Raw genomic sequence first — 20,633 nt, forward strand, 5'->3', positions numbered from 1 at the left:
ATGAGGAATTGGCGAGTGGGGTCTATTGCAAGGCTTTTCACCCTCAAGTGGTTTCTGGTGATCCTGCCGCTTCTGACAACGCAGCCTTCCTTGGCCTTTGAGGAATCCTTCGGTTCCATCGGGGAAGGTGCGTCCGGGACCCGCGTCACGATGAACAATGTGACCTTCTCTTATGAAGCCAAGGTGAGCGTTAAAAGCCTGCTGGGCGAACCGGTCGTGGCCGCGTCTTTTCGCTGGTTGCTTGATCCAAGGGCGAGTGGTGTCGAACTGCGGGTCCTCGACGGCGACCGGTTGGAAACCCGTCCCATTCCGGTCAGCGAACTTGGGGAGGAGGCAGCAAAGCAGCTGGGCATATACAATGTTACGTTGCGTCTGGTGGTGCGGGCCGGGAACAAGCAATACGTGATGTTTATTGACGCTGGCGCCATTGCAAACGGAGACGGCAAGAGCTGGTCGTACAATGTTGCGGGATCACCCAATTATGACAAGTTTTTGCTGAACAGTTTTGCGACTGAAGATGCGCCGAACCTTTATGTTTCAGCCGAAGAAGCACAATCAGCCATGAAACAGGGGTTGGAGCCCGTATCCTTGAGCGTCCACTCTTTTTCTGTTTCCAGCCAGAAGCTGGTTCGGTGGTACGAAAACAACAGCAGGGAACGAAGGATCCCGGGCCGAATTTCGCTTTTGCGCCGTTTGTCAGAATCGGTTGAAAGAAATTTCGGGTACGCTGTTGATGTCAACGCGATGTTGGACAGTGCTGAACAGGCAGGCCTTGCAACGACAGGCGATCGCCTGGCCCGATACCAGGCCCACTTCGACAAGCTCACCGAATACATCGACAAACTCAAGGATGTTCCGGAGCGTTTCCGTCAAGGCGGAAACAACAAGGCCTACGAGGAGGAAGTTGCGGACATCGAACAAGAGATCGAAAAACAGGATGCCGCGCAGCCCGCGAGTGTTAACAAGACCGACGAACAGCCGCGTCCAACCGCGTCCAATCCGGCCCCGGCTGCTTCAGGCGAGGGGGAGGGTTACGTTTTGCACCATGCGTATGTTCGCACCTACCGGACGAGCGAGGAAATACCGGACTTTCAAGTGGGTGGAGACTGCCCGCCTCCGTATCCGAGAAACAGCAACGGCCCTATGCGCAAAGTGAAGTGTGTGGTGCGGGAAGTGTATCCGGTCTGGTCGATCCACAGCCTGTGTCACCACAACACAAAAAAGGTGACCAGAGTGGCGCATGATTCCCGAGGGCTTGTTGTTTCCTACATTCCCGAAAACCGGTTTGTCGGCAAAGACCTGAAACGGTGGGGGGAGGCGGAGGTGCCGGATTATGGCAGAAGCGAGTCAGGTTTTGTGGGTTTGTACGATCAAATGTTCGCGCGAATTCAGGACGGGATACAAGGAAAAGTAATGGAAACCTGGGGCGATGAAAGGCAGTTTCCCACCAAATGGAAAGACCTTGTGAAATTCCGCGCGGCCATGCGCGCCGTCAATTGCACGCGCGATGACTATGATCAATTCAACAGAAAAGTGAACCTCAATTAGCCTGCATTGTGTTCCGATGTTTCACCCGGCGGTATGGACCGGCTTTGGTTTACCGCCCGGGGCCGGGTGCTATCTGCTGCGTTGCAGACTTGGACCAAGCAGACCGATGAGAGATCACGTTATCCGGGAACACTTTGGCCCTCTACTGCGGCGCGGCGGACCGGCTGAAAACTCATCCGGTGATGCGGGCTGGGACCGAGCCGCTGCAGGGCGGCCTGATGGGCGGGAACGCCATATCCCTTGTGTTGCGCGAACCCGTATCCCGGCAGCCGGTCCTCGAGAGTGACCATCATCGCATCGCGCAGAACCTTGGCGACTATGGAGGCCGCGGCCACGGCAAGGCACCGGCTATCGCCTTTGACCAAAGCCTGGGCCGGCATGCCGAGCCCGGCGGGCACATCCCGGCCATCGACAATCACATAGCGTGGCCGGACCGGCAGGCCGGCAACCGCCCGGACCATGGCATCGAGCGTGGCCGACCGGATGTTGCGCAGGTCGATGGTGCGGGGACAGGCCGTTGCAACGCCAACCCACGCTGTTTCGAGGATTTGCGGAAAAAGGGCCTCCCGCCGGGCTGGAGACAGTTTTTTTGAATCCGTCAGGCCGTCGGGGACCCGGCCGTAGTCGAGCACGACCGCGGCGGTGACCACCGGCCCCGCCCACGGCCCCCGGCCGGCTTCGTCTACCCCGGCCAGGACCCCGCCAAAGCCGGCCGCGTGCTTGCGTTCCAGGCGGAGGTCCGCCTGATCGGGAAAAACGAGATCGAATAGGGAAGGCGCATGGGTCATCATGCCCTTTCTTGCCCCGCCGGGGCCGGTCTGGCAACGTCAGAAAAGGTCCAGCTGCACCCCGCCCTTTTGAGGGGCGATGAACCGGTCCGTGTCGAGCTTTCGCCGCCTGAGGTTCAAGCCAAAGCGTTTGGCCGCCAGCGAGAAGCGTTTCGCGATCTGGTCGGCATAAGGGCCGCGTCCGCGCATCCGCTCGCCCCAGGCCGCGTCGTAGTCCTTCCCGCCCCGCATCGAACGGATGAGGCTCATCACATGGCGGTAGCGGCCGGGCTCGTTGCGCGCCAGCCAATCCCGGAACAGCGGCGAGACCTCCCGCGGCAGGCGCAACAAGACGAAGCCTGCGCCTTCCGCCCCGTGCTCGGCGGCCGCCTCGAGCACCCTTTCGATCTCGCTATCGGTCAGGGCAGGAATGACCGGCGCCATCATCACGGAGGCCGGAATGCCGGCTTCGGCCAGATCCCGGACGGCGGAAAGGCGCTTGTGCGGCGCGGAGGCCCGCGGCTCCATCGCCCGGCAGAGCCGCCCGTTAAGCGTCGTGACCGACACGGCGACCTTGGCGAGGTTGCGTTCGGCCATGCGGGCCAGAATGTCCTTGTCCCGGGCGACGAGTGCCGATTTTGTGACAATGGCGACCGGGTGGTTGTAGGTGTCGAGGACCTCCAGGATCTCGCGCATCAGCACGTGGCGCCGTTCCAAAGGTTGATAGGGATCGGTGTTTGTGCCGATCGCAATGGGCCTGGGCACATAGCCCGGCCGCGCCAATTCGCGTTCCAGAAGCTCGGCCGCGTTCGGCTTGTAGAACAGCCGGGTCTCGAAATCGAGGCCGGGCGACAGGCCCATATACGCATGGCTTGGCCGCGCAAAACAGTAAACGCAGCCGTGCTCGCAGCCCCTGTAGGGATTGATCGACCGGTCGAAAGACAGGTCCGGCGAATCGTTCCGGGTGATGATGGTGCGCGCCCGTTCCGCCTGGACTTCCGTCTTCAGGGGCGGCAGGTCCTCCAAACTGTCCCACCCATCGTCGAAACTCTCCCGCTGGACCGGCTCGAACCGGCCAGTCGCATTGGTCGCCGCCCCGCGGCCGCGCCGTCTGTCGGGCGCAACCGCGCACCCGGTCAGGGGCGAGGACGGGTCAGCCGCCGGGGGCGTTGTCAGGGGTGGAACTGGGAGCATGGCACCGGTCTGGATCTTGATGAGAACATATCAAGAACATGATCGGGATTCGCGCCTAAAACAAGCCATAGTCTCGCACATTGAAAAAAAACGTGCCAGAAAGAGGCTCATGATTAGCGTGATTATTCCGACCAAGAACTCCGAAGCGGTCCTGGCCCAGGCGCTGGCATCGCTGGTGACGGCGGCCGCCGAAGGGGTCGTGCGCGAGGTAATTGTCGTCGACGGCGGATCCACGGACCATTCCGAGCAGGTTGCCGACGCTGCCGGATGCACCTGGATCGCCCTCAAGGCCCCGCGCAGCATCCGCCTGGCGGAAGGCGCGAAGAATGCCCGGCGCGGCGAATGGTTGCTGTTTCTCCATCCCGGCACCTTGCTCGAACAGGGATGGCACCATGAAGTGCAGGCGTTCATCGACCGCGCGTCCCGGTCGGCCCGGGGCGCCAACACGGTTGCGGCCTTCCGCCTTCGGCATGACGACTACGGCCTGTTTGCCCGCATCTCGGAGATGGCGGCCATCGTGCGGTCGAACCTTCTGGGAATGCCCTATGGCAATCAGGGCCTTCTGATTTCCCGGTCGTTCTATGATTCGCTCGGCGGATACCGCCCCTTGCCCGATCTTGAGGACATGGACATGGCCAAGCGGATCGGCCGCGGGCGCATGGTGTTTCTCAATTCGGCCGCGGTCATGTCCGGACAGGCCGGGCAAGAGGACGGTTCGAGCGGTCTGCGGCAGTCATTCGCGCGCTTTTGCGTTGGCACCTTGCGTGTTCCGGCAAGTCTCGCGGTCCGGCTGAACGCTTGACAGCGCCGGAAGGGTCCGCACAGGGGCTACCGGTCCGGCCGGAAGCCTTTGACACCCCCAAAGACGTTACGCTTCGCGCAGCTTCCCCCGTTTCAGATGTTCGTCGAGCCGCGGCATGATCTCGACGAAATTGCAGGGCATGTGGCGGTAGTCGAGCTGCCATTTCAAGATGCCGTCCCAGGCGTCCTTGCAAGCGCCCGGAGATCCGGGAAGCACGAAGATATAGGTCGCCCCCGCCACCCCGCCGGTGGCGCGGGACTGGATGGTCGAAGTGCCGATCTTGTCGTAGGACAGGCGGTGAAAGACTTCCGAAAATCCGTCCATCCTTTTCTCGAACAGCGGCTCCATCGCTTCCGGGGTCACGTCGCGCCCGGTAAACCCGGTGCCGCCAGTGGAGATGATGACATCGACGCCCGGGTCGTCGATCCACATTCTGGCGGCGGCCTGGATCGCGGGAATGTCGTCCGTCACGATCTTGCGATCGGCGATCGTATGGCCGGCTTCCTCGATGCGCTTGACCAGCGTTCCGCCGGACCGGTCTTCGTCCAAAGACCGTGTGTCGGACACCGTAAGCACGGCAATGCTCAGGGGAATGAATGGACGGCTTTCATCGAGTCGGGACATCGGGTTCTCCTTCACCGCCAGACATAAGCGATCCGCCGGACCACTTCCAGACCATCAGCGCGAGAGGGTGCGGAGCCCCGTGTCCGGGCAAGGGGGATGGCATGGCCCAATCGTCCGGGTGTCGATGGGGCGCTGAGTTCAATTGCTCCGGCCAGCCAACAGCCCGGCCGGCGGGATGTCGATGTGTCCTTGCCCGGATCGTCACATCAAGGCACTAAGAAGAGGCGACGACAGCAAGGGAGCACGCGCACCGATGGCATTGACGGATCATGTCGACATTTACTGCGAACGTCTGACACCGGCATTCTGGGCCGAGCCGGTCAATGCCGTGACCAATGCGGCCTTCCTGGTTGCGGCGGTGGCCGCCTATGGCCTGTGGCGGCGCCAGACCCCCGATGACCGCGCGGGACTTGCATTGATTGGCCTGGTGTTTCTCATCGGCATCGGCTCGTTCCTGTTTCACACCTTCGCCACCCGGTGGGCCGGGGCGGCCGATGTCATCCCGATCATGCTGTTCATCCTTTTCTATCTCTTGATGGCGTTGCGCCGGTTTCTCGAACTGCATTGGGTGATCTGCGTGTCCATCCTCATCGGCTTCTTCGTGCTTGGCCCCATGGTGGGTGAAATCTGGGTTCCGATTATCGGCGGCTCGGCCTCCTATCTGCCGGCGCTGCTGGCCATTTTTGTGGTCGGGGCGTTCTACCTGCCGAAAAACCGGCGGCTCGCCCTGTGGGTGCTGGCAAGCGGCGGCGTGTTCACGCTTTCGCTCACATTCCGCGCCCTCGACATGCCCATGTGCGATCAGATCAGCCTCGGAACCCATTTCCTGTGGCATATTCTGAACGCTGTGGTCCTGTTCTTGCTGCTGAGGGTTCTCATTTGGCAGCGGGCCGGTTACACGAGTGCAAAGACCTGAAAACAAAGAGCTTCGCCTGACCGCTCGGACGGGGGCGATCGCAAGACATGGCAACACGAACGAGCAAGGCAGCGGACATGAGCGACCAGAAGGACAGTCGGAGCGATCTCACCGAGGCGGCCCTTTTCTTTCACCAGCATCCGCGCCCTGGAAAGCTTGAGATCCAGCCGACCAAACCTCTGGGCAACCAGCGCGACCTCGCGCTCGCCTATTCGCCCGGTGTGGCGGCGCCGTGTCTGGCGATCGCGGACGATCCGTCCAAGGCAGCCGACTACACGAGCCGCGGCAACCTCGTGGGTGTCATCTCGAACGGAACGGCGGTCCTCGGGCTTGGCAACATCGGCCCGCTGGCCTCCAAGCCCGTGATGGAAGGCAAGGCCGTCCTGTTCAAGAAGTTCGCCGGGATCGACGTCTTCGACATTGAAGTCGACGAAACCGATGTCGACAAGTTCGTGGATGCGGTCGCCGTTCTCGAGCCGACCTTTGGCGGCATCAATCTGGAAGACATCAAGGCCCCGGAATGCTTCATGATCGAAGCGGCGCTGCGCGACCGGATGAACATTCCGGTCTTTCACGACGACCAGCACGGCACGGCGATCATCGTCGGTGCGGCGGTGCGTAACGGTCTTGAACTGGCGGGCAAGGATCTGGCGAATGCCAAGATCGTCGCCTCCGGTGCCGGAGCCGCGGCTCTGGCCTGCCTGAACATGCTCGTTTCGCTCGGGGCCCGCCGGGAAAACATCTGGGTCACCGACATCGAGGGGGTGGTGTATCAGGGCCGGGAAACCCTGATGGATCAGTGGAAGGCGGTTTTCGCGCAGGACACGGACAAGCGCACGCTCGACGAGGTGATCGAGGGCGCCGATGTGTTCCTCGGTTTGTCGGCCGCTGGCGTTCTGAAGCCTGCCATGGTGAAGAAAATGGGTTCCGGGCCGTTGATCCTGGCGCTTGCGAACCCGAACCCGGAAATCATGCCCGAAGAAGCCCGGGCGGCGCGGGATGACGTTGTCATGTGTACCGGCCGGTCGGACTATCCCAACCAGGTCAACAATGTCCTGTGCTTTCCCTATATCTTCCGCGGCGCGCTCGATGTCGGAGCGACGACGATCAACGAGGAGATGAAGCGGGCGGCCGTCGAGGCCATTGCCGGTCTGGCGCGCGAAGAGCCGTCCGATGTCGCCGCCCGGGCCTATGGCGGCAAGACCGAGACTTTCGGTCCGAACTATCTCATCCCCTCTCCGTTCGACCAGCGGCTGATCCTGCGCATCGCGCCGGCTGTCGCCAGGGCCGCGATGGAAACCGGTGTCGCGACCCGGCCCATCGAGGATTTCAGCGCCTATCTCGATCGGTTGAACCGGTTCGTCTTCCGCTCCGGCCTGATCATGAAGCCGATCATTCAGGCGGCAAGCCAGGCACCGAAGCGGATCATCTATGCGGAAGGCGAGGACGAGCGGGTGCTCCGCGCGGCCCAGGTCCTGATCGAAGACCGCATCGCAACGCCCATTCTGGTCGGGCGTCCGGATGTTCTGTCGCAGCGCTGCGAGCGGTTCGGGCTGAAGATCCGCCCCGACACCGATTTCGAGTTCATCAACCCGCAGGACGACCCCCGCTACCGCGCCTATGTGGACGAGTATCTGGAATGCGTCGGCCGCAAAGGCGTGCCGCCGGGTGCCGCCCGCACGATGGTCCGCACCAACACGACGATCATTTCCGCGCTGGCGCTCCGGCGCGGGGACGCCGACGCGCTGATCTGCGGCTTGGAAGGCCGTTTCACCAAGCATCTGCGGGATATCCGGCAGGTGATCGGCGTGTGCGGGAGCGCACGCGATCTGTCAGCCATGTCCTTGCTCATCAACAGCCAGGGGGCGTTGTTTCTCTCCGACACTTTCGTTACGGAAGACCCGACTGCGGATGAAATCTCCGAAATGGCGGTGCTGGCGGCCGAGGAAATCCGGCGTTTCGGGATCGAACCGAAGATCGCGCTCCTGTCCATGTCCAATTTCGGGTCCCGCGACACGCCCTCGTCCCGCAAGATGCGCGAGGCACTCGAACTGATCTGGGCACGCTATCCCGAGCTTGAGGTGGACGGCGAGATGCACGGCGACAGCGCGCTTTCGCAGGCTCTGCGCGAGCGGGTGATGCCGGACAGCAAACTGAAGGGGGAGGCCAACCTCCTGCTGTTCCCGAACCTGGATGCAGCGAATATCGCCCACAATTTGCTGAAGGTTGCGACCAACGCGCTGCATGTCGGGCCGATCCTGCTGGGGACGGCGAAGCCTGCCCACATCCTCACCCCGTCCGTCACCTCGCGAGGGGTGGTGAACATGTCGGCTCTGGCCTGTGTCGAGGCGCAGACCCGGTCGCAGGCGGGTGAGGCCGTGCCGGGAGACTGAAACATGGAGCGTTCGAAACCGCCGTCTAGTTGTCACTCCAAGGAGGACATTCGCGGCGAAATCGACCGTCTGGACCTGGTGATCCTGAAGCTGTTCGCCGAGCGGCAGGGCTATGTCCGCCGCATGGCGGAACTGAAGCAGCATCCCTCAGAAGCCTTCGATCCGGAGCGGATCGAAACCATGCTGAGCGCGCTGCGCACCCGCGCGGCGGAGCTCGGCTTCGAACCCGAGCAGACCGACAGGATCTGGCGGGCGGTGATCGACTGGAACGTTGCCTACGAGGAGCGCACCATCGCCGCGCGTCTCGGCGGCGGATCTTGACCTGGCACGCGGCAGAGCCGGCAGGCTGTAAAAAAAGCGAATGGCTTCTGGTCTTGCCCGGTTTTGCCCTTATGTCATGGACAGTCTTCTGTGCCCGGAACATGAGGTGCCCTGACATGTCGAAGTTGCGTTCAATCCTGCCCCTGGTCGCCGCGCTGGCTCTTGGTTTTCCCGCCGCCGCCAACGCGCAGGCGGACCTTGCCATTGAAACGGTCACGGACGGCCTGTCTTCGCCATGGGCGGTCGCGTTTCTTCCGGACGGGGGCTTCCTGGTCACCGAGCGCGATGGCACGCTGAAGCATGTGACCGCCGATGGGCGCCAGACCCCGGTCGCCGGTGTCCCGGAGGTTTTCGCCCAGGGTCAGGGGGGGCTACTGGATGTTGCGATTGCTCCCGATTTCGCAAGCACCCGCGAGGTCTATCTGAGCTTTTCGGAAGGATCGCCGGAAGGGGCCGGCACCTCCGTTTTCCGGGGCACGCTTGTTGCGGACGGCGGCGGTTTTGCCCTGCGCGACGGCGAAACGGTCTTCTCCGGCAACAATCGCGGTTTTGGCGGCCGTCATTTCGGCTCGCGGCTTGCCTTTGCTCCCGACGGCACCTTGTTTGTCACGACCGGAGACAGGGGCGACCGCCCAAGCGCGCAGGACACGTCCAATCATGCCGGCTCGGTCTTGCGGATCAACCGCGACGGGTCAGTGCCTTCCGACAATCCGTTCGTCGGGCGCAGCGGCTATCTGCCCGAATTGTGGTCCATCGGCCACCGCAACGTCCAAAGCGCGGCCATTCATCCCGGGACCGGCAATTTGTGGACCGTCGAACACGGGGCGAGGGGAGGCGACGAGGTGAACCGGCCGGAAGCGGGCAGGAACTATGGCTGGCCCGTCATTTCCTACGGACGGCACTACTCCGGCGGCACGATCGGCGAGGGAACATCCATGGCGGGCATGGAACAACCCGTCCACTACTGGGATCCGTCCATAGCGCCGTCCGGGATGGCGTTCGTCACGAGCCCGCTTTTCCCGCAATGGCAAGGCTCTCTGCTGGTCGGCGCCCTTGCCGGTCAGCATCTTGCCCGTCTTGACCTTGATGGCACGACGGTCGCCGGAGAGGAAAAACTGCTCGCCGCCCTTGGCGAGCGGATCCGGGACGTCCGGCAGGGGCCCGACGGCGCCATTTATGTGCTGACCGATAGCGGTGACGGGCGGCTCTTGCGCCTCACGCCCGGCACGTGAGGCGCATGCATTCGCCCCTTGGGCGATGAATTTCCTTGACTTTGCGACGGGAAGCGCCGATACGGCTCCTTGTGGCTGATCGGTGCGTGAACGATGAGTGTCCCTCCCGCGATTGGCTTTGCCATCGGCGGACGCACAGCCGATAAGCGGGACATGAACGTCCCGAAGCTCACATTCCAGTTCCCAATTCACGCGGGGTTCTGACGGAAGACCGATGGTTTCAGCTCCGGCTGAAGTCCCGCGTCTTCCGCATCCTCCAACTTCACCCGTTTGCCGCCGCGCAAGCGGTCGTCGAGCCGTCCGGCTTTCCTGGATCCGGCTTGAGCAAAGGAACACACTTGACCGATTTTCAGACGCTTGGCCTGTCAGACACCCTGTTGAAGGCCATTGCCGCAACCGGCTATCAAACGCCGACCCCCATTCAACGCGATGCCATTCCCCATATCTTGCGCGGCGAGGATCTCCTCGGCCTTGCGCAGACTGGCACCGGGAAAACGGCCGCCTTCGGTTTGCCGCTGTGCCAACGGCTGCTTGAGGAAGACACCCGGCCGGTCGCCAAGGGCGCCCGCGCGCTCGTCCTCGCGCCAACCCGCGAACTGGTGAAACAGATCGCCGACAATCTGATTTCCTTCATCAAGGGATCTCCGCTCCGCGTCACCACCGTGGTTGGCGGTGTTTCCATCAACCCGCAAATCAAGCGGATGGCCCGGGGCGCCGATATTCTGGTGGCGACCCCAGGCCGGCTGCTGGATCTGGTCGACCGCAATGCCGTCCAGCTCGACGCTGCGTCATACCTGGTGCTCGACGAAGCCGACCAGATGCTGGACCTCGGCTTTATCCACGCGCTACGGCGTATCGCGAAACTCGTCTCCAAGGATCGCCAGACCCTTCTGTTTTCCGCGACGATGCCAAAGCAGATCGAGGAATTGGGGCGCTCCTACCTGACGGATCCCGTCCGGGTCGAGGTCGCGCCCGCAGGCCGGACCGCCGACAAGATCGCGCAATCGGTCCATTTCATGGACCAAAAGGCCAAGACGGACTTTTTGACGGATCTCATGTGCAAACGGCCGGGCGACACGGCGCTGGTGTTCTGCCGCACCAAACACGGCGCCGAGCGGTTGATGAAAAAGCTGGTCGCCGCCGGGATTTCCGCGGGTTCGATCCATGGAAACAAAAGCCAGAATCAGCGCGACCGGGCGATCAAGGGATTGCGCGAAGGCACGATCAAGGTTCTGGTCGCCACGGATGTGGCCGCACGCGGGATCGATATCCCCGGTGTCAGCCATGTCTACAATTTCGAGCTTCCCGAGGTCGCGGAAGCCTATGTTCACCGGATCGGGCGGACCGCGCGGGCCGGTGCCGAGGGGGATGCCGTGGCGCTGTGCGCGCCCGAGGAGATCGGGCTGCTGCGCCAGGTCGAGAAACTCACCGGGATTGCGATCGAAGTTGCAAGTGGCGAGGTCCCTTCGATGAGCCAGGCGGAATCGCCGGGCCGCGGGCGGAAACAAGCCAAACCGCGCCGCTCGTCCAACGGGCCGCGGCCGCAATCGAAACCTCAGTTTCAAGGCAAGGAAAAGGCGACGGGCAATGGTCCGGACGCGGGCCGGCGGCCGAACCGGAAACGCTCGTCGGGCGCATACCGGGCTGCGTAGTCCAATCGACCGGAGTTTGGAACCCGCGAACGCGCGGGTTCGGCTCGGGCTGGACAGGGCTTTGTGACATTTTTTGAAAATCGTTATGGACGCTCGCAAATAACGCTTGCGCAGGCCTTACCTGTAGGTTAAGGCTCCTGCCTGGAAGTCAAAGCGCTTTGAATGCTTTCGAAAGCGCTTTCATTTTGGGTCTCGGGCCCAAACCTGCGTGGGAAGACCACCGTGCCTGCGGGACGGGGTTGCTCGCGCCTTTTAATGACTTTGGGAATTGGCTTGTGGTAGCGGGCGAGAAGAGCGCGCGACGCTTCGGCTTCACTGTGGCCGGGGCGAAGAGAAACCGTACCTTCGTGACAACCGCGCCCGGCGCAACAACCTGATGGGGTGGCACCGGAGATCTCCATCGACCACAAGAGAACAGCCCCGGAACGATGTTCCGGGGCTGTTTGTTGTTGCGCAAAACGGGTGCCGGACCTGAAGGCCCGAAAGCTCTTCTCCGGCGGTGTCCTACATGTTCGGATAATTCGGACCGCCCGCGCCTTCCGGAACGGTCCAGGTGATGTTTCCGTTCGGATCCTTGATGTCGCAGGTTTTGCAGTGCACGCAGTTCTGTGCGTTGATCTGGAAACGCGGCGCACCCTCGCCATCTTCCACCCATTCGTAAACGCCGGCCGGGCAATAGCGGCTCGAGGGGCCAGCGAACACATCATGTTCCGAGAGCTTTTGCAGGGTGTCGTCCTTGACCTTCAAGTGAATGGGCTGGTCTTCCTCGTGGTTGGTGTTCGAGAGGAAGACGGACGACAGCTTGTCGAAGGAAATTACGCCATCGGGCTTGGGATAGTCGATCTTGGGGCAGTCCTTCGCCGGCTTGAGGGACTGGGCGTCGGTCTTGCCGTGTTTCATGGTGCCGAAGAAGGAGAACCCGAACAGCTCATTGGTCCACATGTCGAGACCGCCCAGAGCGACGCCGCCGATCGTGCCCAGTTTCGACCACAGCGGCTTCACGTTGCGGACTTTCTTGAGGTCCTTGCCAATCTCGCTCTCGCGCCAGGCCTTGTCGAAATTGTCCAGCTGGGTGTAGGCCTCGCCGCGGCTGAGCGCACCCATGACCTCTTCGGCGGCCAGCATGCCCGACAGCATGGCGTTGTGCGATCCCTTGATGCGGGGAACATTCACGAACCCGGCTGAACACCCCATGATCAGACCGCCGGGGAAGGCCAGTTTCGGAACCGATTGATAGCCGCCTTCGGTGATGGCGCGCGCGCCATAGGAGATGCGCTTGCCGCCTTCGAACACATCCTGGATGGCGGGGTGGGTCTTGAACCGCTGGAATTCGTCGAAGGGGGAGAGCCAGGGGTTTTCGTAGTTCAGATGGACGACGAACCCGACAGCCACCTGGTTGTCCTCCAGGTGATAGAGGAACGAGCCACCGCCGGTCTTCCGGTCCAAGGGCCATCCGAACGAATGCTGAACCAGACCAAGCTGATGTTTGGACGGGTCGACCTGCCACAATTCCTTGATGCCGATCCCGAATTTCGGCACATCGCTGTCCCGGGCGAGATCGAACTTGTCAATCAGCTGTTTGGCCAGCGAGCCGCGCGCGCCTTCCCCGATCAGGGTGTATTTGGCGCGCAACTCCATGCCGCGCGTGAACATGGCATTCGGTTCCCCGTCGCGGCCAATGCCCATGTCTCCGGTGGCAACGCCCGCGACACGGCCCTCGTCATCGTAAAGGATTTCGGCCGCGGCAAAGCCCGGATAGATCTCGATGCCGAGCGCTTCGGCCTTTTCGGCGAGCCACCGGCAGACATTCCCGAGCGATACGATGTAGTTGCCGTGATTGCTCATCAGTTTGGGCATGAACATGTTGGGCAGCCGCATGCTGCCCGCGGGACCCAGAACAAGAAAATGGTCAGCGGTGACTTCGGTCTTGATCGGGGTTTCCTCTTCCCGCCACTCGGGCAGGAGCCGGTCGAGGGCAATCGGGTCGATCACGGCCCCGGACAGGATATGGGCGCCGACCTCGGAGCCCTTTTCCAGCACAACGATGCTGATCTCCTGCTCCGCCGCATCGGCAAGCTGTTTCAGCCGGATGGCCGCCGACAGGCCGGCCGGACCGGCCCCGACGATCACCACATCAACTTCCATGCTTTCGCGTTCACCCAGCGCGTCCTGCTCCGCCATTCGGCTCTCCCTCACAGTGTCTTCGGTATCCGGTCCCTTTGTTCCTCTTTGCACATTTGGGCGGCCCGAAACACGATATTTTTCGACGCATTTCCCGGAAACCTGCCCGGGCCATGCGACACCTGTGGGTTTCTCTTGGCCGAAACCCGGGCTCATCGTCAAGTCTTCCGTTTACGTAAAGGGTAATATCGATCCGGCGTGTTTCAAACAAGGGGAGTGCGCGGAAGATCGGGTATATCCCGGCGCGGCCCGGGATCCTGCCTCGATCCTGCTTGCCTCGCCCGATCGCGCCGCTAGAATTGGAGCCCGGAGGTGTTACCCGTTGCAACATGACAATCCTGTCCCCGCGCGCGAGCTTGAAGCGCTCGTCGATTTTTATGTCGCGGGCGGTGTGGACGCCTTTCTGGAAGATCAGCCGGTCGACCGGTTTGAACGATCCGCCCAGGTCGCGGCGGCGCCAGGCCCGGCGAGGGCGCCTGCAACTGGGCTGGCAACTGGGGGAGCTACCAGGGCGGTGCCGCGAGCCGTGCCCGGTGGCCGGACCGGCGCGGGATCGGTGACGGCCGAACCCACCGGAACCGGCTGGGCCGATGCGCCCGCGTCCGTCATGCCGGTCCCGGCACAAACGGCACCTTCTCTGCCGGCCAACCCTGCCGGAACCCCCGTCGTCCCGGATCGAGCCGCCATTCAGTCGGCGCGCGACCTTGCGCAAGGCGCTGAAACGCTTGAGGAATTGTACAGGCTTCTGGCCGGTTTCGACGGATGCAATCTCCGCCTTACGGCGAAAAACCTCGTTTTTGCAGACGGAAATCCGGCGGCCGACATCATGTTCATCGGCGAAGCGCCGGGCCGCGAAGAAGACAATCAGGGCAAACCCTTTGTCGGCAGATCGGGCCAATTGCTGGACAGGATGCTGTCCGCGATCGGGCTTGACCGGTCATCAGCCTATATCGCCAATGTTGTTCCGTGGCGTCCTCCCGGAAACCGCACGCCAACGCCGCAGGAAACGGAACTGTGCAAGCCGTTCATTCAACGCCAGATCGAGTTGGCGGATCCCAAGGTGCTGGTTTTTTTGGGGGCGGCATCGGCGAAAACCCTGCTCGGTGTTCAGGACGGCATCCGCCGGCTGCGCGGGCGGTGGATGGACTACGACGCGCGCGGCCGGGCCATTCCCTGTCTGGCGACCTATCACCCGGCCTATCTGTTGCGCAGCCCGCTGGAGAAGCGCCTGTCATGGCGGGACTTTCTTGAGGTCAAGGCGCGGCTGACAAGGCTGACGCAAGGGTAGTTCGTCTACTCTCTCCCTCAGTTTGGTGCGGCTGCAACCAAGCGTTTACCTTGCCGGTATAGATTCGCGTCAAAGGTACATCGCTGGGCGTCGGCAAGCGTGTGCTGGGGGTCTGTTATCCATGTCCATGATTCCGCTCGATAATATTCAACCGGACGCGGTTTTGCCGGTTTTCGTCGTGGATCTTGCCAATCTGGCCTGCATGGAAGCACAAGCCTCGAAGATCTGCGTGGCCGGGTGCCGGCTCTATGCGGCGGATTTGCCCATGCTCCATGACATTATCGGGATCAGGATCCCGGGCCGCTCGCAGATGATCAAGGGCCGGGTCATGGCCTCCCATGGCGCATGGATCGAGGTCAGTTTCGAGTTCGATGGCGAAGCGCCGATGGAGCGCCGGGACGAGCGCCGGCGGCCAGTCAAGATCCCCGCCAGCATCAGCGACCGCAAATGGACCATCATGGTGGAATGCACCATCATCGATGCGAGCAAAAAGGGATGCAAGATCCAGGGCAACGAACTCGGCCGGCTGCCCAACGATATCACCCTGCGCATCCAGGGTCTGGATCTTCCGGTGCGCGGCAAGATCGTCTGGCGCAAGGACGATCTCGCCGGCGTGGAACTGATGTGGCAATTCTCCCGCAGTCCGGATGCGAGGTCGGCGCAATATCTCGATTGATCCGCGCTTTCCCGTCGCCTTCAGAACCGGCTTTCCGGATGCTGTTGCGGCCCGTCTGACGGCCGCTGTCGTCCTGAAGCCTTTATCTGCCCCGGCACAGGGCCTATATCCCACTCGACGACGATGACCCAATCACTCGAGAGTACAGACCCCCGTGCTTAATGCCCTCAGACGTTTTCTTCCCGCTGTCTTCAAGAAGTCCGGATCCGTGGTGCCGGTTGTGCGCCTGCAAGGGCCGATCGGCATGGCCACACCGCTGCGGCCGGGATTGTCGCTGGCCAGCGTCGCCCAGCCTCTGGCTCGGGCCTTCTCGATGAAAAAGGCCCCGGCGGTCGCCTTGATCATCAACTCGCCGGGCGGATCCCCGGTCCAGTCGCGGCTGATCTTCCAGCGGATCCGGGACCTGGCAGAGGAAAACGAAAAGGAAGTTCTCGTGTTTGTGGAGGATGTGGCCGCGAGCGGTGGCTACATGCTGGCCGTGGCCGGGGATGAAATCATTGTTGACCCCTCGTCCATTGTCGGATCCATCGGCGTCGTTGCCGCCGGGTTCGGATTCAAGGGGCTGATTGAGAAGATCGGCGTGGAGCGGCGGGTTTACACGGCGGGCAAGAACAAGGCGATCCTGGATCCCTTCCAGCCGGAAAAACCGGAGGAGGTCGAGTATCTCAAGGCGCTGCAGATCGAGTTGCATGAAACCTTCATCGATCTTGTTAAATCCCGCCGCAAGGACGTGTTGTCCGATGATCCCGACCTGTTCACCGGCAAGTTCTGGACCGGCCGGTCCGCCCGGGATCTGGGGCTGGTCGACAAGCTGGGCGATTTGCGGGGCACGTTGAAGGCCCGGTTCGGCAAGGATTGCGAACCGAAGCTGATTGCCGCGCCGCGCGGACTGTTCGCCCGCCGCGCGGGCGTCGGCGGAACGGAACAGGCACTTGCATTCCCGTCCAACTTGGCCAACGATCTGGTGTCCGCGGCGGAAGAACGCGCGCTCTGGATGCGCTACGGTCTTTAAAGGCGGCGGCCTTACGGCCGTGCCGGCCCATCCCGGGTGTGAACGGAGACTTTCATGACGCAGCTCTTTGGATTTGCAGCCCTCGCCATCGGCGGCTACTGGATCGCCCGCCGGGTGCAGAAAAAGATGCATGAGATCGACCGGCGACTCTCGGAAAAGGCCAGGGACAATCCGGATACGGCACCGGTCAACCTGGTGCGGGATGCGGAAACCGGCCGGTATAAACCCACGGGCCGTTGATCTGGAAGCCAGCCTCCCGGCTTGACCTTGACGTGGCGCCGTGGCACCTGTCCGCCGGCGCCGCCCCGTACCGGGGGCGTTTTCTTGTCCTGTTTCAACGGATCCGGTTGATGTCGTCCAGCTCCTTGCCCTCCCACATGCGTCCGCAAAACTCGTTTCAGGGTCTGATTCTCACCCTGCAGCGCTATTGGGCCGACCAGGGATGTGTGGTCCTTCAACCCTACGACATGGAAGTCGGCGCGGGCACGTTCCATCCCGCCACCACGCTCCGCTCGCTCGGCCCGCGGCCATGGAAGGCCGCCTATGTGCAGCCCTCGCGCCGCCCGACCGACGGCCGCTACGGCGAAAACCCGAACCGCTTGCAGCATTACTACCAGTTCCAGGTTTTGCTCAAACCGTCTCCGCCGAACCTTCAGGAGCTTTATCTCAACAGTCTGTATGCCATCGGGCTCGACCCCTCTGTCCACGATGTGCGGTTCGTCGAAGACGATTGGGAAAGCCCGACCCTCGGTGCCTGGGGACTGGGATGGGAATGCTGGTGCGATGGCATGGAAGTCTCGCAGTTCACCTATTTCCAGCAGGTCGCGGGCTTCGAGTGTTCGCCAGTCTCCGGCGAACTCACCTACGGGCTGGAGCGGCTCGCCATGTACATCCAGGGTGTCGATAGCGTCTATGACCTGAACTACAACGGGATGGAGGGGGCCGATAAGGTCACCTATGGCGACGTCTTCCTGCAGGCCGAGCAAGAGTATTCCCGCTACAATTTCGAGCACGCGAACACCGAAGCCCTGTTCCGGCATTTCAAGGACGCCGAAGCAGAGTGCCGGGCGATTCTGGCGGCAGGGGCCAGAGCGCGGGAAGACAAGGGCCTTTCCGTTCATCAGGTCGTGCTCCCGGCCTATGACCAGTGCATCAAGGCCAGCCATACATTCAACCTGCTTGATGCGCGCGGCGTGATTTCCGTGACCGAGCGTCAAAGCTACATTTTGCGGGTCCGGGAACTGGCCAAGGCCTGCGGCGCTGCGTTTCTTGAGACCGAGGCCGGCGGTGTCGGGTTTCACAACCAGCCCGCCGACTGACCGGAAAGCGCGCGGGTCTGTCGATGACCGTTTCGTTCTTGGATGACATTCCAAGAGCCGCGGGGTAGCCTCCGCTCCGTCTTTTGCGGAGGTTTCAATGGCAAGCTGGTTGGTTCTCGGCGCTGTGGCGGCGCTGGCTGTTTATATTGTCTTTCTTTACAACCAACTTGTCCGGAAACGGCAAATGGTGCAGGAGGGCTGGAGCGGTATCGACGTTCAGCTCAAGCGCCGCACCAATCTTGTTCCCAATCTCGTGGAGACGGTAAAGGGCTACGCCAGCCACGAACAGTCGACACTCGATGCGGTCACGGACCTGCGGGCCAAAGCCAGCGGTGTTGCCGCCGACGATGTGGCAGGACGGGCACAGGCAGAGGGCGCGCTGGGTCTGGCGCTCGGCCGGTTGTTCGCGGTCGCCGAAGCCTATCCGGACCTCAAAGCCAGCCAGAATTTTTCAGATTTGCACAACTCGCTCGACGAGATCGAAAACGCCATTCAGATGGCCCGGCGTTATTACAACGGCGCGGTGCGCGGTTTGAACGTGGCTGTCGAGAGCTTTCCGTCCAATCTGGTTGCCGGCCAGTTCGGTTTTCAAAAGGCGGAGTATTTTGAGATCGAGGACGCGGCCGAACGCGCTGTCCCGAAAGTTGAATTCTAGATCGGCTCAGGGCGTTTCACCAAAACGCGCGATGCGCTCGGCACTGAAAAGGAGATCCGGTCATGCGGCTCAATCGATCCCTGCTGGCGTTTGTGGCGGTGGTGTTGTGGTGCGTGAGCGCCAACGCCGCTCTGGCGAATGAGCGGATCCTCTCCTTTGTCTCCGACATTGACGTTCAAAAGGACGGGTCCTTGATGGTCACCGAGACCATCCGGGTCCGGGCGGAAGGGCAGGAAATCAAGCGCGGCATTTTCCGGGATATCCCGCTGCGCGCGATAGACGCCAACGGCTGGGAGCACGACGTTCCTTTCGAGCTGCTCGAGGTTTTGCGAGACGGGGAGCGGGAAAACAATTTCACGCGCGAAGCCGCGCGCGGCCTGCGCGTGTATATCGGCCGCGAGAATGTTTTCCTCGATCCGGGGATCTACACCTACACGATCCGATACCGCATGGGGCGGCAGGTCCGTTTCTTTGAAGACTATGACGAAGTCTATTGGAATGTGACCGGGAATGAGTGGATCTTCCCCATCGAGGAGGCCGTCGCCCGCATCCGGCTGCCAGACAATGCGCAAGCCGCGCAATTTGCCGCCTATACCGGCCCGTTCGGGGCTGACGGCGCCGATTATGAAGCGGCGGCAGATCCGGCAACGGGCCTTCTGGTCTTCCAGACCACCCGGCCGCTCGGCGCCTATGAAGGCCTGACGATTGCCGCCGGTTTTCCAAAGGGTATCGTTCCCGAGCCGAGCGCTTCGGACAAATGGGCACAATGGCTGGAAGACCAGCGGGTCTTCGTCATCGGCGCTCCGGCGCTGTTGATCCTGGCCCTTTACTACGGTGTTTCCTGGTGGCTGGTTGGCCGTGATCCGGCCCGAGGCGTGATCTTTCCTCGCTTCGAAGCGCCCGACGGCGTCTCGCCGGCCATGGCGAGCTATATCAGCAACCGGGGCATCGAGGGGGGACGCTGGACGGCGCTGGCGGCCGCCTGCCTGAGCCTTGCCATCAAGGGGCGTTTGAAGCTTTCAAAGGACGGCAAGGATCTCGTCCTGGAAGCGCCCGATGAGGGGCAAACTCGCCATGAAAAGCCGTTGCCAAAAGGCGAGGCGGTTGTTGAACGCTACATTCGCGAGCGCGGTACGCCGCTGGCGTTGAACCAGAAGAACGGCGAGGCGATCAGCGCGCTTGGCGACAAGTTCGTTTCGGCGATCAACCGCGAATATGGCGGGGTCTATTTCAAGCGCAACAGCATCTATCTGCTGCCCGGCTTTGTCGGCAGCATCCTTGCCATCATCGCGCTGATCTATTTCGCCGACCTGAGCGAGGCCCAGTTCGAACAGGCCTTTCTGTTCAGTTTCTTCACTATCTTTGCCATAGTCATCTCGGTCGGTTTGACGATCCTGGTCAAAGCCTCCGTGGTGCCCGACATGGGCCGCGAGTGGTCATCGCTCGCCTTCTGGCTGATTTTCGCGGCGATTGCCGCCGGCGCCATCTATCTGGTGGTGCTGCTGACGTCCGTGATCCTCGGGACGCCCCCGGAAATCCCGCTTCTTCCGGCCTTCGTCATCGGCATTGTCATCCTGTTCTTCGCCTATGCCATGGTGATCGATGTTCCGACCGCCCATGGGCGCGGCGTCATGGACGAGCTGGACGGATTGGTGCTGTATCTGTCGGTAGCCGAAAAGGACCGTCTGAACATGACGCAGGCGCCGGACATGAGTGTGCTTCATTTCGAAAGACTGCTGCCCTATGCGGTGTCCCTCGGTGTCGAAAAACCGTGGTCGACACATTTTGAAGCGTGGCTGTCGAACGCGGCCGCGACGGACCGGGACCGCATTTACCAGCCCCGCTGGTACCGGGGCGGCGATTTCGACAGCACAGACATATCCCGCAGTATCGGTTCAACGGCGAGCGCCATGGCCGGATCGTTCAGATCCTCGCTTCCCGCTCCGAAGTCGTCCAGTTCCGGGTCGTCCGGAGGGGGCTCTTCAGGCGGCGGCGGGGGCGGTGGCGGCGGCGGCGGCTGGTAACAGGATCACGACCGGCCCTGAACCCGCCT

Annotated in this window: 18 protein-coding genes; 14 read left to right on the forward strand and 4 right to left on the reverse strand. The window is 62.2% G+C overall.

The annotated features are described in order from the left end of the window. Positions 1 to 15 precede the first annotated feature (15 nt). Positions 16 to 1,548, forward strand: coding sequence for a hypothetical protein (locus F0184_RS12990; protein ID WP_150496614.1), 1,533 nt, complete (start codon positions 16 to 18; stop codon positions 1,546 to 1,548). Between the two features lie 119 nt (positions 1,549 to 1,667). Here the strand turns inward: F0184_RS12990 and F0184_RS12995 are convergent, their stop codons facing one another. Both F0184_RS12995 and F0184_RS13000 read right to left on the reverse strand, forming a co-directional pair. After that, complete coding sequence (locus tag F0184_RS12995; protein WP_172972109.1) at positions 1,668 to 2,336, reverse strand: ribonuclease HII; 669 nt, start codon at positions 2,334 to 2,336, stop codon at positions 1,668 to 1,670. 39 nt (positions 2,337 to 2,375) lie between these two features. Next, the gene (locus F0184_RS13000; RefSeq protein ID WP_150496616.1) at positions 2,376 to 3,509 is read right to left on the reverse strand and encodes a PA0069 family radical SAM protein; all 1,134 of its coding nucleotides are present in this window, start codon (positions 3,507 to 3,509) and stop codon (positions 2,376 to 2,378) included. Between the two features lie 109 nt (positions 3,510 to 3,618). On the opposite strand from F0184_RS13000, the gene F0184_RS13005 reads away from it, so the two are divergent. Continuing rightward, positions 3,619 to 4,311 carry a glycosyltransferase gene (locus F0184_RS13005; protein WP_150496617.1) on the forward strand — a complete coding sequence of 231 codons (693 nt, stop codon included), beginning with the start codon at positions 3,619 to 3,621 and terminating at the stop codon, positions 4,309 to 4,311. Between the two features lie 66 nt (positions 4,312 to 4,377). Here F0184_RS13005 and moaB read toward each other — a convergent pair whose 3' ends face one another. After that, positions 4,378 to 4,935, reverse strand: a complete 558-nt coding sequence (gene moaB / locus F0184_RS13010; protein WP_150496618.1) for a molybdenum cofactor biosynthesis protein B — start codon at positions 4,933 to 4,935, stop codon at positions 4,378 to 4,380. 253 nt (positions 4,936 to 5,188) lie between these two features. On the opposite strand from moaB, the gene F0184_RS13015 reads away from it, so the two are divergent. From F0184_RS13015 to F0184_RS13035, 5 genes are all read left to right on the forward strand, one after another. Then, complete coding sequence (locus F0184_RS13015) at positions 5,189 to 5,851, forward strand: ceramidase domain-containing protein (RefSeq protein WP_150496619.1); 663 nt, start codon at positions 5,189 to 5,191, stop codon at positions 5,849 to 5,851. Between the two features lie 77 nt (positions 5,852 to 5,928). Continuing rightward, the gene (locus tag F0184_RS13020; protein ID WP_150496620.1) at positions 5,929 to 8,244 is read left to right on the forward strand and encodes an NADP-dependent malic enzyme; all 2,316 of its coding nucleotides are present in this window, start codon (positions 5,929 to 5,931) and stop codon (positions 8,242 to 8,244) included. A 3-nt stretch (positions 8,245 to 8,247) separates the two neighbouring features. Then, the gene (locus tag F0184_RS13025) at positions 8,248 to 8,565 is read left to right on the forward strand and encodes a chorismate mutase (RefSeq protein WP_150496621.1); all 318 of its coding nucleotides are present in this window, start codon (positions 8,248 to 8,250) and stop codon (positions 8,563 to 8,565) included. A 116-nt stretch (positions 8,566 to 8,681) separates the two neighbouring features. Further along, the gene (locus F0184_RS13030; protein ID WP_150496622.1) at positions 8,682 to 9,797 is read left to right on the forward strand and encodes a PQQ-dependent sugar dehydrogenase; all 1,116 of its coding nucleotides are present in this window, start codon (positions 8,682 to 8,684) and stop codon (positions 9,795 to 9,797) included. A gap of 338 nt (positions 9,798 to 10,135) precedes the next feature. Further along, positions 10,136 to 11,449 carry a DEAD/DEAH box helicase gene (locus F0184_RS13035; RefSeq protein WP_150496623.1) on the forward strand — a complete coding sequence of 438 codons (1,314 nt, stop codon included), beginning with the start codon at positions 10,136 to 10,138 and terminating at the stop codon, positions 11,447 to 11,449. 504 nt (positions 11,450 to 11,953) lie between these two features. Here F0184_RS13035 and F0184_RS13040 read toward each other — a convergent pair. Continuing rightward, a complete protein-coding gene (locus F0184_RS13040) occupies positions 11,954 to 13,630 on the reverse strand; it encodes an electron transfer flavoprotein-ubiquinone oxidoreductase (protein WP_150496624.1) in 1,677 nt (558 codons plus the stop codon). A gap of 322 nt (positions 13,631 to 13,952) precedes the next feature. Between F0184_RS13040 and F0184_RS13045 the strand changes: the two genes are divergently transcribed. The 7 genes from F0184_RS13045 (at position 13,953) to F0184_RS13075 (ending at position 20,604) form a co-directional block, all read left to right on the forward strand. Continuing rightward, positions 13,953 to 14,918, forward strand: a complete 966-nt coding sequence (locus F0184_RS13045) for a uracil-DNA glycosylase (RefSeq protein WP_244299165.1) — start codon at positions 13,953 to 13,955, stop codon at positions 14,916 to 14,918. A 121-nt stretch (positions 14,919 to 15,039) separates the two neighbouring features. Next, the gene (locus F0184_RS13050; protein ID WP_150496626.1) at positions 15,040 to 15,594 is read left to right on the forward strand and encodes a PilZ domain-containing protein; all 555 of its coding nucleotides are present in this window, start codon (positions 15,040 to 15,042) and stop codon (positions 15,592 to 15,594) included. Positions 15,595 to 15,748: 154 nt separating this feature from the next. Then, positions 15,749 to 16,606: a S49 family peptidase gene (locus F0184_RS13055; RefSeq protein WP_150496627.1), complete on the forward strand. Its 858-nt coding sequence runs from the start codon at positions 15,749 to 15,751 to the stop codon at positions 16,604 to 16,606. A 54-nt stretch (positions 16,607 to 16,660) separates the two neighbouring features. Further along, a complete protein-coding gene (locus tag F0184_RS13060) occupies positions 16,661 to 16,846 on the forward strand; it encodes a hypothetical protein (protein WP_150496628.1) in 186 nt (61 codons plus the stop codon). A 110-nt stretch (positions 16,847 to 16,956) separates the two neighbouring features. Further along, complete coding sequence (locus F0184_RS13065; RefSeq protein ID WP_150496629.1) at positions 16,957 to 17,925, forward strand: glycine--tRNA ligase subunit alpha; 969 nt, start codon at positions 16,957 to 16,959, stop codon at positions 17,923 to 17,925. 97 nt (positions 17,926 to 18,022) lie between these two features. Continuing rightward, entirely contained in the window at positions 18,023 to 18,580 is a 558-nt protein-coding gene (locus F0184_RS13070) for a LemA family protein (protein WP_150496630.1), read from the forward strand. Between the two features lie 62 nt (positions 18,581 to 18,642). Next, positions 18,643 to 20,604, forward strand: coding sequence for a DUF2207 domain-containing protein (locus tag F0184_RS13075; protein WP_150496631.1), 1,962 nt, complete (start codon positions 18,643 to 18,645; stop codon positions 20,602 to 20,604). The last annotated feature ends 29 nt before the right edge of the window (positions 20,605 to 20,633 follow it).

This window comes from Roseibium aquae, from assembly GCF_008711285.1.
GTDB lineage: Bacteria > Pseudomonadota > Alphaproteobacteria > Rhizobiales > Stappiaceae > Roseibium > Roseibium aquae.